Source organism: Rhodopseudomonas sp., from assembly GCF_036404135.1.
Lineage (GTDB): Bacteria > Pseudomonadota > Alphaproteobacteria > Rhizobiales > Xanthobacteraceae > Rhodopseudomonas_A.
On sequence record NZ_DASWPE010000086.1, the window covers coordinates 1 to 17,215 of the forward strand.

The 17,215-nt window shown below is 57.0% G+C and carries 7 protein-coding genes and 1 pseudogene; 5 read left to right on the forward strand and 3 right to left on the reverse strand.

Translation table 11 applies throughout. The features are described 5' to 3' along the window. Positions 1-4,877: 4,877 nt before the first annotated feature. The 4 genes and pseudogenes from VGC77_RS09230 to uca all read left to right on the forward strand — a co-directional run. Positions 4,878-5,387, forward strand: a pseudogene (locus tag VGC77_RS09230) (ATP-binding cassette domain-containing protein); the annotation flags it as partial. Between the two features lie 42 nt (positions 5,388-5,429). Then, positions 5,430-6,263 (forward strand): urea amidolyase associated protein UAAP1, encoded by an 834-nt coding sequence (locus tag VGC77_RS09235; RefSeq protein ID WP_331171271.1) that lies wholly within the window; start codon positions 5,430-5,432, stop codon positions 6,261-6,263. A gap of 5 nt (positions 6,264-6,268) precedes the next feature. Next, on the forward strand, positions 6,269-6,907 hold the full coding sequence (locus VGC77_RS09240; RefSeq protein ID WP_331171272.1) for an urea amidolyase associated protein UAAP2: 639 nt from the start codon (positions 6,269-6,271) through the stop codon (positions 6,905-6,907). 3 nt (positions 6,908-6,910) lie between these two features. After that, on the forward strand, positions 6,911-10,459 hold the full coding sequence (uca, locus tag VGC77_RS09245; RefSeq protein WP_331171273.1) for an urea carboxylase: 3,549 nt from the start codon (positions 6,911-6,913) through the stop codon (positions 10,457-10,459). 437 nt (positions 10,460-10,896) lie between these two features. On the opposite strand, the gene VGC77_RS09250 is transcribed toward uca, so the two are convergent. From VGC77_RS09250 to VGC77_RS09260, 3 genes are all read right to left on the reverse strand, one after another. Then, positions 10,897-11,697 carry a xanthine dehydrogenase family protein subunit M gene (locus VGC77_RS09250; RefSeq protein WP_331171274.1) on the reverse strand — a complete coding sequence of 267 codons (801 nt, stop codon included), beginning with the start codon at positions 11,695-11,697 and terminating at the stop codon, positions 10,897-10,899. Positions 11,698-11,841: 144 nt separating this feature from the next. Then, positions 11,842-14,202 carry a xanthine dehydrogenase family protein molybdopterin-binding subunit gene (locus VGC77_RS09255; RefSeq protein WP_331171275.1) on the reverse strand — a complete coding sequence of 787 codons (2,361 nt, stop codon included), beginning with the start codon at positions 14,200-14,202 and terminating at the stop codon, positions 11,842-11,844. A 91-nt stretch (positions 14,203-14,293) separates the two neighbouring features. Continuing rightward, positions 14,294-14,779, reverse strand: a complete 486-nt coding sequence (locus VGC77_RS09260; protein ID WP_331171276.1) for a (2Fe-2S)-binding protein — start codon at positions 14,777-14,779, stop codon at positions 14,294-14,296. A 336-nt stretch (positions 14,780-15,115) separates the two neighbouring features. Here VGC77_RS09260 and VGC77_RS09265 point away from each other — a divergent pair, with 336 nt between their 5' ends. Further along, positions 15,116-17,119 carry a HAMP domain-containing methyl-accepting chemotaxis protein gene (locus VGC77_RS09265; protein ID WP_331171277.1) on the forward strand — a complete coding sequence of 668 codons (2,004 nt, stop codon included), beginning with the start codon at positions 15,116-15,118 and terminating at the stop codon, positions 17,117-17,119. Positions 17,120-17,215 lie beyond the last annotated feature (96 nt).

The following is a 17,215-nucleotide window of genomic DNA, read 5'->3' on the forward strand; positions in this document are numbered from 1 at the left end:
TCGCTTGTTGATTGATAAAATTTCTCACAAAATTTAATTAAGAACGTCGCATAAAAGCACATCTAATAATATTATGTATATCCGAACAAAATAAAATAAAGGAAAAACATGCAAGGAAAGAGAAGTGCCTTGACTTTAATATTTAATTTATTCATAACTGAAGAAAATGAATGGATGCTATAAAATTACTATACGCTTCTTGCAATGCTAGAAATACTGAATGTATGAACAACGCGGATATATATGTACACGAATTCGGTTGGTTCAGACAATGTATGTCGTCGAAGAACACCTTTATATGTTTTCCGCAGTTATATTTCGCATCGAAATTTTATTAAATCCGTTTGATTGTCTTACTATTTGGTTTATTACATTGAACCATTTTGTATACCTTCATCTATGAACAGCAGCAGTAAAAACGAACGTCTTTCTTCTTGTTCTACTTTATAATGCGCGTTAGTTTACAAGTTTTTTTTTTCTTCAAATATTTGTGTACGGTGGAGGATATAAAAATCTGTAAAAAAAAATATTCCATCACTCCACACCTTCTACTACACTGCGAATAAATAAATCCTATGTGCACAGCTGTAGAATTCCTTAAAATTGAAATATTTTAAACTTTTGGATAAATTAAATCCAATTATCTCAATCCCATTTCATCCGCCATGTGCATTCATTCCATGTAAAAGATTCTTGAAGCTAAAGCATATATTTACTGAATAGATAAGATGTTTTAGTAAAATACCAACGAAGGAACGAAGCTATGAATTGTCTAGGAATGATTTCCGTATCAAATCCAATCTTGATTAAAATGACGCGACGCAAGTGTTTTCAGTTAATTCAGTTTTGTTTCATTTTTAATTTAGACTAAAGATGTGATGAGACTTTAAATAAGTAAAAGAAAATCTGAAAGGGAATTATTCATTCCGGATGGTGCAATTTAATGACATTAGCAAAATGGTGATTTTTGATGCCAAGTAATTATTTCAAAAACTACTTCGCACACCACACTGAAAATTTTGCTTAATAATGACACAATTTTGCATTTAATTTATTATCCCATGATGGTATTCTGTATAAACAAGCGAATATGAGTAGAATATACATAGCCAGCAATGAAAATGTAAAGTTTATAAAAATAAAAGAAAAATTATATCGTTTTGAAGTTCAAGTTAAACAAAAATAAAAATGGTTGAAAAGTGTTTTTGGACATGTAAAGTAAAGTGCTTCTGAAACTTGTGCGTTGCACACGGTTATTATATACTTCAGTGGTGTCGACTTAAATTTCAGATGTGTGGGGCGTCCTAGTCGCAGTAAAACTGATTTAAAGTTTATACGAAAACATCAAAGTAAAAAAATTGTTTCGACAAGTGGTCGTTAGGCTCTATTAATTTGTAATGTAGTCGAGACGTCACTGTGTGTACTTTACACTGGTTCTTAGAATGACCAAAGATAAAAATAATTACATAGCAACAACTCTTTGAGGCGAATGAGGGTAAATAAATTTTTGCTACGAAGGTTTAGAATAACTTCCTTTGTCGATAAAAATTGTAAAAAGAAATTCCTTTTAAATTAATTTTCTTGCTTCTGGCTCGTACATGATAATACAAAGCTCATTCGACGTTTACTAAATTATTATATCGCATCATCGAGGAATGTATACAGAAAACACTTATACGTACAGCAGTTCTATAAAGCGTATTAATAGTCTTCTGTAATGCATCGAGCGATAATTCTATTTGTCAAATGTATAACTTTAATTGGCGTACAGTTTTGCGTACAGGTTTGCTGTTTGTAGGAATTTATCTAGAGATGCAACGACACAGATGGTTATTGTTATTCCGTTAGCACTTATTGGGGTAATTTTTTCTATTTCCAGAAACACAACAAGCATTTCGATATCGAAGTGGAAGTCGAGTTGGATGTTGACCCGTCTTCGGAACAGGAATCACAGAGTCCATACAAGAAGCGATCGATATGCCAGAAATCATCAACATCTATAACTGCGTCCACAACAACAACAACAACAACCGATCCAATGCCATGCTACAAAGAATCGAATGTTCACCGCAATGGTCATTACGAACTGGTGGACACAACACGACCGCCATCAATAAACCGCAACAAACAAAAGACAAATAACAATCCATCCGGCAATAATAAAAGCTGTGCACATCAGTTCAGCATAAAGCAGAACAATTCTTCGACATGTGGTGAACAACATTGTCCAACAAAACAAATACGAGCCCATCACAAGTCATTATCGAACAAAATATCATCGTTGAAACGTGAAAATAAAACCACTCAAACTCTGTCTATAGTTGTAGGAGGATTTATAGTATGTTGGCTACCATTTTTCATTTATTATCTAATTACCCCCTTTATTCCGCATGAAGCGCACAGTGCTAATTTAACAAATTGTTTAACATGGCTGGGCTGGTTCAATAGCGCTATGAATCCATTTATTTATGCATTTTATAGTGTCGATTTTCGGGCTGCATTTTGGCGTTTAACATTTCGTCGATTTTTTAAGAACTCTTTGCGGGCTCCATACTCAAGCAACGCAATTTCAATCAGACGGTAATAGAATTATGCTGATGTAGCAAGCACTCTAAGACCAATAAATAATTCATTCGTGCTGCGACGCGACGCGACGACGATGACGGCCCATTGTGAACCTAATGCATTTATACATTTAATAATACTTACAAGAACAAATTTATATAAATGTTTTGAAGTCACGTATTTCATAACCGAAAGGCATTGAACTGTGTTCCTATGAAAATATTTGATTTTCGGCTCTTAATTCCATATCAAATATTTTCATTAGAATTATGGTTAAATATTGTTCCGGATTATGAAGTCTGGTGACATTGTAGCCTGCGTATTGTAGGAGTGAAGTGTCACATTAGAAAAGTATCTATACCGGCTGAGAAGGTCAACCGTTCCGAAAGTTAATAACAATAATTTCTAAATGTAGAATTAAAAACCAAAAATTAAACATTAATCAGACGGTAGTGTTATAAAAATAATGTGCTACACATTTTCAAATAGCAACGTGCAGTTATACATAAATATATATCCTTTTCGTTTCAAACGATGTTATAACACACACCAAATTATAACTGTGTATGATTTTAATTACAGGCGTATTTAGATACAAAACATAGTTGAAACTATCTTTTCATCCTTGGTGTGTTATGACAAGTTTAAAAGTTTCTCTTTCATAGTTCCTAGGAAACTACATTGCAAAATATCTACAGTCAAACATGAAGCAAAATACCTCACTCGAAACGTATTACGAAAACCGAAAAAAAAAACTCAATTAATTTTAACAAAGCTTTTAGCGCCATCATGTCGCCAGATACTACTTCGTTTAGAAGTCTAAACTAGAAAAACTATTGTGTATATACTTGAAAAATAGATTTAAATTCAATTCAATAGATTGAATCTCTTAGTTAGATGAAACATAATAAAGTTGGTGCCGAAGAAAATTAATTGGAGTTTAGTGTCACGTATGCGGCTCTAAATTACGAAATTTAAGATAGACTGGTAACGTAAGAGGTTTTTAAATTACATAGTTTTTTTTTAAAACAGCTAATCTTTAAACTATTTCACCAAATAAAGAGATGTTGAAATAGCTGAAACAAGAAAACATTAGATTTAAAACACGATAAACTTTAACGAACACGAGAAAACCTCTACGTTTGCATTAAAATCTTAATGATTACTATAATGGAGCTAAGAATTGCACATAATATTTATGGCAGAAAAACAAAAAAATTAGTGAGGTGAACTTTAAATTAAAAAATTAACAGAAATATCTTGGTATTGTGACTTTGATGATGGCTCCAGACAGGCCCGGTGTTAGCATTTATTGCATGGACATTTTTTTATCGTCAGCGGTTGGAGTATTTTCTATAGGTGTTCCATGTAGAGGATTAATAGTAGTGGCTTAAAACGGACAAATAATTTTCTGCCATCAAAATATGCAACTTATTATTTTTCCATGCAGAAGGAAAAAAAAAACATTTTCACCATGAATTTATTGTAATCTACACATGAACAATAGATTCTCGAATAATTTTTCATTTACAATTTTTGGCCAATTCTATTAGGGGTTTTCGGTTTGTATATATTGTAAATGGCAACATTTTCCATTTCCATAGAATTTAATGAATAGAAATTCCCGGAATTGAATTTTTTTTTGTGTTAATAGCTGAGTATATAATATATCGTACATGCAACGTGTTTTTGTGGTTGTTATTCAACCATCCTCTTCGGTATGGTTTGTTGTGTCGCATCTTTTCTGATATAATATTATGAATGAAATAAAATAAAGTTCTCTCTGCTAATAGCAGACTGCTCTATACATGAAATAAATTCAAAGAATGCCAAAAAAAACGGCTCTTCGATATTATATAGAAGATATGTTTATATGTCTGAAAATGATGTGTACATAAAATACGAAATGATTTTAAAATAATTTTTTTTTATTATACCGAAATATACGTCTGAGCATTGACAATATTTTTTCCGCTCCACCTACGTCTATATGAACTCTTTAACTCGCAACGATGTTTTTGTTATAAGGAGTTTTGATATATTCGAATACATGGGGATTTTTTTCGGTTGCAATAAGCATTTGCCTGCCGTGTTAGGTAGTGAGCTTTTTTCCCTTTATCCCCAGCGAAATAACCTGCTCTTTGAAGTATTATAAGACAAAAAAAATCTCATAGGAATATATTAATTTTATTTTCTACGTGAAAGCTTATCTTTTAAGCACTTTCTTTTCTTTGAATAGTGTAACGGTTGTATTATGTTAGTGTTTCGGCAAATTTTTCAAGGAAGTAAGCTCACTACTTAACGCGCGGCGCAACGTGCTGTTCGGCCTCGAATGCGCGGAAGCGCCGATCACCGCGCGGCTGTTCGGCGGGGCGCGGCGCGCCGCGATCGAGAAAGCGGATGCGGCGCTTGCCGACGTCGGCCTCGCCGACAGCGCCAACCTCTATCCGGCGCAGATGTCGGGCGGGATGCAGCAGCGCCTCGCCATCGCCCAGGCGCTGGTGATGCGGCCGCGCATCCTGCTGCTCGACGAGCCGTTCGGCGCGCTCGATCCCGGCATCCGCGCCGATATTCACGTCTTGATGAAGCGGCTGTGGAACGAGACCGAACTCACCGTGGTGATGGTGACGCATGATCTGTCCGAGGCGTTTCGCCTTGCCACCCGGGTCATCGCTTTTGAGCGCAACCGCGATCGCCCGGAGGAGCGCGAGCGCTACGGCGCCACCATCTCGCGCGATCTGGAAATCTATCCGCGGCGCACCGCGCAGGTGCACGCGCTCATTCGCTCCGGCCGGGACGACCCGGCCGAACAAGGAGCATGAGCCGGGACGGCCCGGCGCGTTGTCTTTCAGAAAGGGCAATCCATGATCCTCACCGCGGAGCAACAGGCCGACGTCGACGCCAACCGGCAGCGCTACGAACAGCACAAGGCGCTCGGCCAGCAGCAGGCGCCGAAGGCGTTGCCGCCGTCGACGCCGCGCGATGGCGCGCCGCTTAAGCCAGCGTCGATCATCCATCGCGAGACCGTGCCGGGCGGCTGGTACTTTGTCACCAAGCTCAACCGCGGCGAGGCGCTGCGCATCGTCAACACGACCGGCAAGGCCTGCGTCAGCCTGCAGGCCTGGAACGCGCGTGATCCCAGCGAGCGGTTGAACCACGCCGACACCATCAAGGTGCAATGGGCGGCGTCGTTACGCAAAGGCCGCGTCATCCTCTCCGACATGGGCCGCGCGCTCATCAGCATCGTGGAAGATACCAGCGGCGCGCATGACACGCTGACCGGCTGCTCCAACGCCGCGACCAACGCCGCGCGCTATGGCGACGGCTATCGCAACAGCCGCGACAATCTGCTGCTCGCCGCCGGCAAGCTCGGGCTCACGCGCCGCGACGTGCATCCCTGCGTGGCGTGGTTCGCCCCGGTCAGCGTCGATGCCGACGGTCGCTTCGAATGGCACGGCGAGCGCCGCGCCGCCGGCGATTTCGTCGATCTGCGCGCCGAGATGAACCTGCTGCTGGCGCTGTCGAACTGTCCGCATCCGCTCGATCCATCGCCGGACTACGCGCCGGGCGATGTCGAGCTGATCCGCTACCAGGCGCCGGCCGTCGCCGCCGACGATCTGTGCCGCACGGTGAGTCTCGAGGCGAAGCGCGCCTTCGAGAACAACGCGATGTGGCTTAATTCCAGCGTGGCGGGGTGAGCGTCATGACCGATTGCATTCCGGCTTCCGCCCGCATCGTCTCGAAGACCGCCATCGCCGCCCGTGTGCCGTGGTCCGCGATCATCCGCAAGGGCCAGCGACTGCGCATCATCGACAGCCACGGCCAGCAGGCGGTCGATACGCTGTTTTACGCGGCCGATGATTTCGCCGAACGCTACAGCGGCCAGGACACGCTGCGCGCGCAGGGCTCAGCCTATGTCTCGACCGGCACCGCACTGATCTCGAACGAAGGGCGGGTGATGCTGCGCGTCACCGCGGATTCTTGCGGCCTGCACGACACCTCCGCCGGCGCCTGTTCCTGCGAGAGCAACACCGTGCGGTTCGGCCACGGGACGAAGTATCTGCACGCCTGCCGCGAGAACTTTCTGATCGAGGCCGGCAAATACGGCCTCACCAAGCGCGACATCGTGCCGAACCTGAACTTCTTCATGAACGTGCCGATCGATCCGCAAGGCCAATTCACCGTGGTCGACGGCGTCTCCAAGCCCGGCGACTATGTCGAGATGGTCGCCGAGATCGACGTGCTGTGCCTGGTCTCGAACTGCCCGCAGATCAACAATCCCTGCAACGGCTTCTTCCCGACGCCGATCGAGGCGGTGATTTACGAGCCGGGCGAGGGCTAGCGCATGTTCGACAAGGTCCTGATTGCCAACCGCGGCGAAATCGCCTCGCGGATCGGCAAAACGTTGCGCCGCATGGGCATCGCCTCGGTCGCGGTGTATTCCGACGCCGACCGCTTCACCCGGCCGGTGCTGGACGCCGACGAGGCGGTGCGGGTCGGCCCTTCGCCTGCGGCGGAGAGTTATCTCAACATCGATGCGATCATCGACGCGTGCCGCACCACCGGCGCGCAGGCGGTACATCCCGGCTACGGCTTTCTGTCGGAGAACCGCGGCTTTGCCGAGCGCCTCGCGCAGCACGGCATCGTGTTCATCGGGCCGCGGCCGGAGCATCTCGACGCGTTCGGGCTGAAGCACAAGGCGCGCGAGCTCGCGCAACACAGCGGCGTGCCGCTGCTGCCGGGCTCTGGGCTGCTCGACACCATCGACCAGGCGATGGTGGAAGCCGCGCGGATCGGCTTTCCCTTGATGCTGAAAAGCACCGCGGGCGGCGGCGGCATCGGCATGCAGCTCTGCCACGACGAAGCGACGCTGCGCGAGCGTTTCGCCGCCGTGCAGCGCACCGCCAAGGCGAGCTTCGGCGACGCGCGGGTGTATCTCGAGCGCTTCGTCGCGCAGGCTCGCCACATCGAGGTGCAGATCTTTGGCGACGGCCAGGGCAAAGTCGTTGCGCTCGGCGAGCGCGACTGCTCGCTGCAACGGCGCAACCAGAAGGTGATCGAGGAGACCCCGGCGCCCGGCCTCAGCGACGAGCTTCGCACGCGGCTGCATCGCGCCGCGGTGGCGCTTGGGCAAAGCGTCGCCTATCAGTCGGCCGGCACCGTGGAATTCATCTACGACGTCGCGCGGCAGGATTTCTACTTCCTCGAAGTCAACACAAGGCTGCAGGTCGAGCACCCGGTGACAGAGGCGGTGTTCGGCGTCGATCTGGTGGAGTGGATGGTGCGGCAGGCCGCCGGCGACAGCCCGCTCGCGGACGACACGCCGCGCCCGCCGCAAGGTGCCGCGATCGAGGTGCGGCTCTATGCGGAAAATCCCAATGCCGGGTTTCGCCCCAGCGCCGGCCGGCTCACCGATGTTGCGTTTCCGCACGGCGTGCGGGTCGACGGCTGGATCGAGACCGGCGTCGAGGTGACGCCGTTCTACGATCCGTTGCTGGCCAAGCTGATCGTGCACGCCGCTGATCGCGAGCAGGCGATTGCCAAACTCAGCGACGCGCTGGATCGCTCGCGCGTTGCCGGCATCGAGACCAATCTGGATTATCTGCGCGCCATCGCCGGCTCCGAATTGTTTCGTTCGGGCCGCGTCGCCACCAATGCGCTGGCGAGCTTCGCATTCTCACCCAAGACCATCGACGTGCTGGCGCCCGGCGCGCAATCCGGCCTGCAGGAATTGCCCGGGCGGCTCAATCTGTGGCACGTCGGCGTGCCGCCGTCGGGGCCGATGGACGAGCGCTCGTTCCGCCTCGCCAATGTGATCGTCGGCAACCCGGAGACGACCGCTGCGCTCGAACTCACCGTCAACGGCCCGACGCTGCGCTTCAACGCCGACGCGGTGATCGGGCTCGCCGGCGCGCATATGATCGCCAGGCTCGACGGCGTCGCGATCGCGCATCACGCGCCGGTCGCGGTGAAGGCGGGGCAGACGCTGGCGGTGGGCAAGATCGACGGCGCCGGGCAGCGCTGTTATCTGGCGGTGCGCGGCGGCTTCGACGCGCCGCTGCTGTTCGGCTCGCGCGCGGTGTTCATGCTGGGCGGGTTCGGCGGCCATTCGACCGGCGCGCTGAAGCCCGGCGACGTGCTGCATATCGCACAAAGCGCCGACCTCGTCGCGCCGCGCGCGCTGCGCGACGACGAGACGCCGCCGTTGACCCGCGCCTGGCAGATCGGCGTGGTCTATGGCCCGCACGGCGCGCCGGATTTCTTTCGCGACGACGACATCGCCACCTTGTTTTCGACCGACTACGAGGTGCATTTCAATTCGGCGCGCACCGGCGTCCGCCTGATCGGGCCGAAGCCGCAATGGGCGCGCGCCGATGGCGGCGAGGCGGGGCTGCATCCCTCCAACATCCACGACAACGCCTATGCGGTCGGCGCGCTGGATTTCACCGGCGACATGCCGATCATTCTCGGGCCGGATGGTCCTAGTCTCGGCGGCTTCGTCTGCCCCGCGGTGGTAGCGCGCGACGAGTTGTGGAAGACCGGCCAGTTGAAGCCCGGCGATAGGGTGCGCTTCGTGCCGCTCGCGCGGGCCGACGATCCCGTGGCCGGACCGACGGTTAAGGCCGCGCCGCGCGATCTTGGTGCTGCGATCGTGGCGCGCCGCGACGACGGGCCGATCGCGGTGGTGTATCGCCGCGCCGGCGACGACAATCTGTTGGTCGAATACGGCCCGATGGAATTGGACATCGCGTTGCGGCTGCGGGTGCAGCTTCTCGCCGATGCGGTGGCCGCGGCCAAATTGCCGGGGCTGATCGATCTCACCCCCGGCATCCGCTCGCTGCAGATCCATTACGACAGCGCCACGCTGTCGCGGCGCAAGCTGCTCGATGCGCTGACAGCAATCGAGCGCGAGCTGCCGGCGGTCGATGCCATGCAGGTGCCGAGCCGCATCGTGCATCTGCCGCTGTCGTGGAACGATCCGCAGGCGGTCAAGGCGATGCGGAAATATCAGGAGTTGGTGCGGCCCGACGCGCCGTGGTGCCCGTCGAATATCGAGTTTATCCGCCGCATCAACGGCCTCGACGACGAGGCCGCGGTGCAGCGCATCGTGTTCGATGCGAACTATCTGGTGCTCGGTTTGGGCGACGTCTATCTCGGCGCGCCGGTGGCGACCCCGGTCGATCCGCGGCACCGGCTGGTGACGACGAAATACAATCCTGCGCGGACCTGGACGCCGGAAAACGCCGTCGGCATCGGCGGCGCCTATATGTGCATCTACGGCATGGAAGGGCCGGGCGGCTACCAATTGTTCGGCCGCACCATCCAGATGTGGAATTCCTGGCGCGCGACGCCGGAATTCACGCCGGGGCATCCGTGGCTGCTGCGGTTCTTCGACCAGATCAGATTCTTTCCGGTCAGCGCCGACGAACTCTTGGAAGCGCGCGAGGCGTTTCCGCACGGCCAATACCCGCTGCGCATTGAGGAGAGCACGTTCTCCTATGCCGACTACGCGCTCCAGCTTTCGCGCGACCGCGACAGCATCGCGGAATTCAAGGCGCGGCAGCAGGCGGCATTCGAGGCCGAACGGCAGCGCTGGAAACAGTTGCGGCTCGACGCGGTGCAGGACGAGGACCCGGTTGTCGCGGAGGCCGCGCCCGATGACATTCCTGACGGTGCGACGGGGGTGTTTTCCGACGTGCCGGGCAATGTCTGGAAGGTCCTGGTCGAGGAAGGCGCGACGGTTAAGGCCGGCGAGACGCTGGCGATCATCGAATCGATGAAGATGGAGATCAGCGTGCCGGCGCCGGTCGCAGGACGGCTGTCATCGATCCGCATCAAGCCGGGGCAGACGCTGCGCGCCGGCGACGTGGTGGCGGTGATCGAACAAGGGTGAAGGTGTGAGGGCCGCCGTTTCGCCGCCGGCGGCGCGCTCCCTCTCCCATGGGGAGAGGGCCCGGGTGAGGGGGGACGGACTGTCGAGAGGATGAAACCCCTCACCCGACCCGGCTACGCTGCGCCGGGTCGACCTCTCCCTATGGGAGAGGTGAGCGCGCCCGTTGCGTGGGCTCCGCGGTGTTTTGCATCGAATGCGCTGGATTGATAGCAGCGTCACTCATAGCACCCGTCATTCCGGGGCGCGAGCAGCGCAAGCCGCGAGTGAACCCGGAATCTCGCAACGGGCGGAGCGCGGCACCTGCGGCAAGATTCCGGGTTCGCTCGGCCTTTCGGCCTCGCGCCCCGGAATGACGTTTCTTTTTGGCGAGGCGCTTCGACCCGCGAAAGATATTCGCCTCACGGCAGACGATTCTCGCAATTGAAGCGAGCGTCGCCTCACCCCGCGGCGACGACCGCGCGTTGCGCCATCACCTTGATCAGGTTGGCGCGATAGTCCGAGCTGCCGTGGATATCGGCCATCAGCCCGTCCTCGGAGACGGTGACGGCGTCGAGCGCCGCGGCCGACCAGTTCGCCGCCAGCGCCTGTTCGATCACCGGCACCCGCATCACGCCGTCCTGCGAGGCGCCGGTGGCGGTGACGCGGATCTCGCCGGATGTCAGCTTGGCGACGAACACCGCGGTCAGCGCGAAGCGCGACGCCGGGTTGCGCATCTTGGCATAGCCGGCCTTCTCGGGGATCGGGAATGCGATCGCGGTGATGATTTCGTCGCTCTCCAGCGCGGTGGTGAACAGCCCCTGGAAGAACTGATCCGCCGGGATCTCGCGCTTGTTGGTCTTCACCGTGGCGTTGAGCGCCAGCACCGCCGCGGGATAATCCGCGGTCGGATCGTTGGTGGCGACCGAGCCGCCGATGGTGCCGCGATAGCGCACCGCCGGATCGCCGAGCACCGAGGTGAGATGCGCGATCGCCGGGATGGTGCGCTTGACCTCGGCGCTGCTGAGGATGTCGTAATAGGTGGTGGCGGCCTTGATGGTCAGCGTGTCGGCGCTGGCCTCGATGCCGATCAGCGCCGGGATCCGCGCGATGTCGATCACGTCGCTGGGCGCGGTGAGCCGCTGCTTCATCACCGGAAGCAGGGTGTGGCCGCCGGCGAGATATTTGGCATCAGAGCCCTTGGCGAACAGCGCCACCGCTTCCTCGACCGTGGCCGGGCGGTGATAGGTGGTGGAATACATCGGGTGTCTCCCTCGCACAAATTGAATCAGGATGTCGTCAAGCGATTTCCCTCGTCATTGCGAGGAGCGAAGCGACGAAGCAATCCAGCGGCCGCGTGCTCGGAGTCCTGGATTGCTTCGCTTCGCTCGCAATGACGCCAAGTCCTATTCCGCCGCCTGCTGCAGCGGCTCCTGCAGCGCGTGCCAGACCCGGTCCGGGGTCGCCGGCATTTCCAACTTGTTGTTGCCGATCGCGTCGGTGATGGCGTTGATCACCGCGGCGGAGGCGCCGATCGCGCCGGCCTCGCCGCAGCCCTTGACGCCGAGCGGATTGCCCGGGCACAGCGTGGTGGTGTGCGACAGTTCGAACGACGGCAGATCGTCGGCGCGCGGCATCGCGTAGTCCATGAACGAGGCGGTGATCAATTGCCCGGTGTCGTCGTAGATCGCGGATTCCAGGATCGCTTGGCCGATGCCCTGGGCGAGCCCGCCATGGACCTGGCCCTCGACGATCATCGGATTGATCAAGCGGCCGAAGTCGTCGACCGCGACGAAGCGGATGATGCTGGTCTTGCCGGTGCCGGGATCGACCTCGATTTCGCAAAGATAGGTGCCGGCCGGGAAGGTGAAGTTGGTCGGATCGTAGAACGCGCCTTCCTTCAGCCCCGGCTCCATGCCGTCGGGCAGATTGTGCGCGGTGTAGGCGGCCAGCGCCACCATCGGCAGCGCGATCGACTTGTCGGTACCGGCGACCTTGAACTCGCCGTTCTCGATCACGATGTCGTCCTCGGACGCCTCCAATTGATGCGCGGCGATCTTCTTGGCCTTCTTCTCGACCTTCTCCATCGCCTTGAATATCGCCGACATGCCGACCGCGGCGGAGCGCGAGCCGTAGGTGCCCATGCCGAACTGCACCTTGTCGGTGTCGCCGTGCACGATCGAGACCTGGCTGATCGGAATGCCGAGGCGGTCGGCGACCAGTTGCGCGAAGGTGGTCTCATGGCCCTGGCCGTGGCTGTGGCTGCCGGTCAACACCTCGATGGTGCCGACCGGATTGACCCGCACCTCGGCGGATTCCCACAGCCCGACGCCAGCGCCGAGCGAGCCGACCGCCTTCGAGGGCGCGATGCCGCAGGCCTCGATGTAGCAGGAGAAGCCGAGCCCGCGCAGCTTGCCGTCGCGCTTCGCCGCCTCGCGCCGCGCCGGAAAGCCGGCATAGTCGATCGCCGTCAAGGCGGCGTCGAGCGAGGCGCCGAAATCGCCGATATCATAGGCCATGATCACCGGGGTCTGGTGCGGGAAGCTGGTGATGAAGTTCTTGCGGCGCAGTTCGGCGGGATCGACCTTGAGCTGCCGCGCCGCGGTTTCCATCAGCCGCTCCAACAGGTAGCAGGCCTCGGGGCGGCCGGCGCCGCGATAGGCGTCGACCGGCGTGGTGTTGGTATAGACGCCGATCACCTCGGCATAGATCGCCGGGATATTGTACTGGCCGGACAGTAGCGTGGCGTAGAGATAGGTCGGCACCGAGGAGGAGAACAGCGACATATAGGCGCCGAAATTGGCGTGGGTCTTGACCCGCAGCCCGAGGATCTTGTGATCGGCGTCGAACGCCATCTCGGCCTTGGAGATGTGATCGCGGCCGTGGGCGTCGGTGAGGAAGGCTTCCGAACGGTCGCCGGTCCATTTCACCGGGCGGCGGACTTTCTTGGCCGCCCACAGCGCCACCATCTCTTCCGGATAGATGAAGATCTTGGAGCCGAAGCCGCCGCCGACGTCCGGCGCCACCACCCGCAGCTTGTGCTCCGGGGCGATGTTGTAGAACGCTGACAGCACCAGGCGGGCGACATGCGGGTTCTGCGAGGTGGTGTGCAGCGTGAAGTGCTCCTCGGCCTCGTCGTATTCGGCGAGCGCGGCGCGCGGCTCCATCGCGTTCGGCACCAGCCGGTTGTTGACCAGTTCGAACGTCACCACCTCGGCGGCCTTGGAAAACGCCTCGTCGACCGGCTTCTCCTCGCCGATCGACCAGTCGTAGACGATGTTGCCGGGGGCTTCCGGGTGCAGCTGCGGCGCGCCGGGCGCGATCGCCATCGCGATATGGTGGGCGCTCGGCAGTTCCTCGTAATGCACCACCACCGCCTCGGCGGCGTCGCGCGCCAGATTGCGGGTCTCGGCGATCACCACCGCCACCGCCTGGCCGACGAAGCGCACGATCTCCGGCGCCATCGCCGGCCACGCCCCCATCTTCATCGCCGAGCCGTCCTTGGAATGTACCGCCCAGCCGCAGATCAGGTTGCCGACCTTGTCGTCGACGATCTGCTGGCCGGTCAACACGTCGACCACGCCGGGCATCGCCTTGGCAGCCTCGACGTCGATGCTGATCACCCTGGCGTGGGCGTGCGGGCTGCGGACGAAATAGGCGTGGGTCATGCCCATCACCTTGATGTCGTCGACATAGCGGCCGCGGCCGGTGATGAAGCGGCGGTCTTCCTTGCGCACCACGCTCGCGCCAATGCCCTCAACGCCCATGACATCTCTCCCTGTCGGTCTGCCTCGCGCGTATTTTCACGACGCGGATCGCAGCCTGTTTTTTGCTTCGCGGTATTCGGCGCGTGGAAAACTATTCCGCCGCGATCGACAGCTTCATCCTGGAGGCGGCGTCGAGCACCGATTTGACGATGTTGTGATAGCCGGTGCAGCGGCAGATATTGCCTTCGAGTTCGTGCCGCACGGTGTCCTCGTCGAGTTCGGCGCCGTAGCGGTTGACGATGTCGATCGCCGACATGATCATGCCCGGCGTGCAATAGCCGCATTGCAGGCCGTGATTATCGCGGAACGCGGCCTGCATCGGGTGCAGTTCGTCGCCCTTGGAAATGCCTTCGATGGTGGTGACATGGGCGCCGTCGGCCTGGCCGACCAGCGTGGTACAGGATTTCACGGCGCGGCCGTCGATATGGACGACGCAGGCGCCGCATTGGCTGGTGTCGCAGCCGACATGGGTTCCGGTCAGTCCCAGGTGATCGCGCAGCAACTGGACCAGAAGCGTTCTGTCCTCGACGTCGGCGGACACCGCCTTGCCATTGACCGTTAATCTGACGTTGGCCACCCAAACCTCCCGCTACTTTTTAATTAGTCTGATTAGAAGCACTGCGCGGCGACTTTGCAACTGGGATCTTTCCCTTCGCGGCGTCGCAGCAACGTCATCAAGAGGCTGATTCGGCTGGCGCCACGGACGCCCGCACCGGCCGCCGCCGGCTGCTGTCGCCGCGATCGGCGGTATCTTGCTGCGCCAGGAGCCGGCCGGCGATTTACGACGCTTTAGCCATTTATCACCTAACGTCCCGCCGATCCGCCGGCGCTGTCCGGGGGGCGAAGATTGCTGGGAACTGGGGAGCGCGACGTGACGGAGCAAAATGCGGGCGGGGCCGGATCGATGCCGCGGATGCTTCCGACGCTGCGGTTTCGCGGCAAGGTCACGCTCGGCTTTGCGGCAGTGCTCGGCATCACCGCCGTCTCCATGGGCCTTGCTTATCTCGGCTTCGAACGGGTCTCGCAGGTGGTGGTCGGTTATCGCACCAGCGTGCAGGAATCCGATCTCGCCCGCAACATCGACCGCGAACTGATCTCCTACCAGGCGCTGACGCGCTATTATGTGGTGAGCGGCAAGGACGACGACGCCAAGGCCGCCTTGGCCGCCGAGGCCAGCCTCAAGGACGCCATCGACGCCTCGCTGAAGGCCGCGCGCGAGCCCAGCCGTCGCGACCAGGTGACCAAGCTCGCCGCCGAGTTCGCCACCTTCACCAAGGTGTTCGCCGACATTCTCGCGCTCAAGAGCGACAGCGCGCTGCTGACGCAGAACCAGCTGGTCCGCGGCGGCACCAGCCTGCGTTACAAGCTCGACGATCTGGCGAGCGTCGCCGCCGACGAGGATCTGCCGGCGATCGAACTCGGCGCCAAGCAGGTATCCAGCCAATACCTCGCCGCGGCGGCGCTGGTGAATACGTTCGTGATCAATTCCGACCACGCGGTGGCCGACAGCGCGGTGGCGCGGCTGAAATTCGTCGAGAATTCGCTACGGGCGATCTCCACCAGCAACGAGGCCGTCGACGCCAAGCTGAAGGAAATCGGCGAACTGCTGGAGGGCTACAAGCAGGCGTTGGCCAAGCTGATCGACAATTCCAAATCGATCGACGCGCTGCTTACCAGGATGGTTGCCTCGGGCACCGCGATCAGCCAGAGTTCGGCGGCGATGAAAGCCGACCTGATGGCGGATCAGCAGCGGCTGGAAGGCCAGTCCGACGCCACCGTCAGTTCGACCGAACGGCTGGTGGCGATGCTCGGCATCGGCGGCTTCCTGCTCGGCGGCGTGCTGGCGCTGCTGCTCGGCCGCGGCATTTCCAAGCCGATGACGGCGATGTGCGCGGCGATGCGCCAGCTTGCCGGCGGCGATTTCGACGTGGTGCTGCCCGGGCTCGGCCGCAAGGACGAGCTCGGCGAGATGGCCGCCGCGGTCGAGGAGTTCAAGGTCCAGGCGGTCAGCAAGGCCGCGCGCGACGCCGAAGCCCATGAGGCGCAGAACCAGGCCGCCAGTGCCGCGCGCCGCGCCGAACTGATCAAGTTCGCCGATGAATTCGAATCCGCGGTCGGCGCCATCGTTTCGCATGTTTCGGCCTCGGCAGAGCAATTGGAAGCCGCCGCCGGCACGCTGACCCGCACCGCGGAAACCACGCAAAGCCTGTCCGGTCAGGTCGCCGGCGCCTCGTCGGAAGCCTCGTCGAACATGCAGTCGGTCGCCACCGCCACCGAGCAATTGTCCGCCTCGGTCGGCGAGATCGGCCGCCAGGTCACCGAATCCAGCCGGATCGCCGGCGGCGCGGTGAGCCAGGCCCGTGAGACCGATGGCCGGATCGGCAAGCTCAGCCAGGCCGCGCAGCAGATCGGCGACGTCGTCAAGCTGATCACCGCGATCGCCGAACAGACCAATTTGCTGGCGCTGAACGCCACCATCGAGGCCGCCCGCGCCGGCGAGGCCGGCCGCGGCTTCGCCGTGGTGGCCTCCGAGGTGAAATCATTGGCCAGCCAGACCGCCAAGGCCACCGAGGAGATTTCCGCGCAGGTCGCCGAGATGCAGCACGCCACCCAGGAGTCGGTGGCGGCGATCAAGCAGATCGGCGACACCATCGGCGAGATTTCCTCGATCGCCGCGACCATCGCCAGCGCCGTCACCGAGCAGGGTGCTGCGACCCGCGACATTGCCTTGAGCGTGCAGAGCGTGGCGCAGGGCACCGAGCAGGTCGCCGGCAACATCACCGCGGTCAACCGCGGCGCCGCCGACACCGGCGCGGCCTCGGCGCAGGTGCTGAATTCGGCGCAGAGCCTGTCGGCCGAAAGCGCCCGGCTGCGCGCCGAACTCGACCGCTTCATGGCCACGATCCGCGCGGCGTAACGCGGGGCGCGTATCACCGCGTAGGCCGATCATGGTGATGGTCCGCATTTCCACGGGTCGTCCCTGCGCACGCAGGATGCGTGCGCAGGGACGACT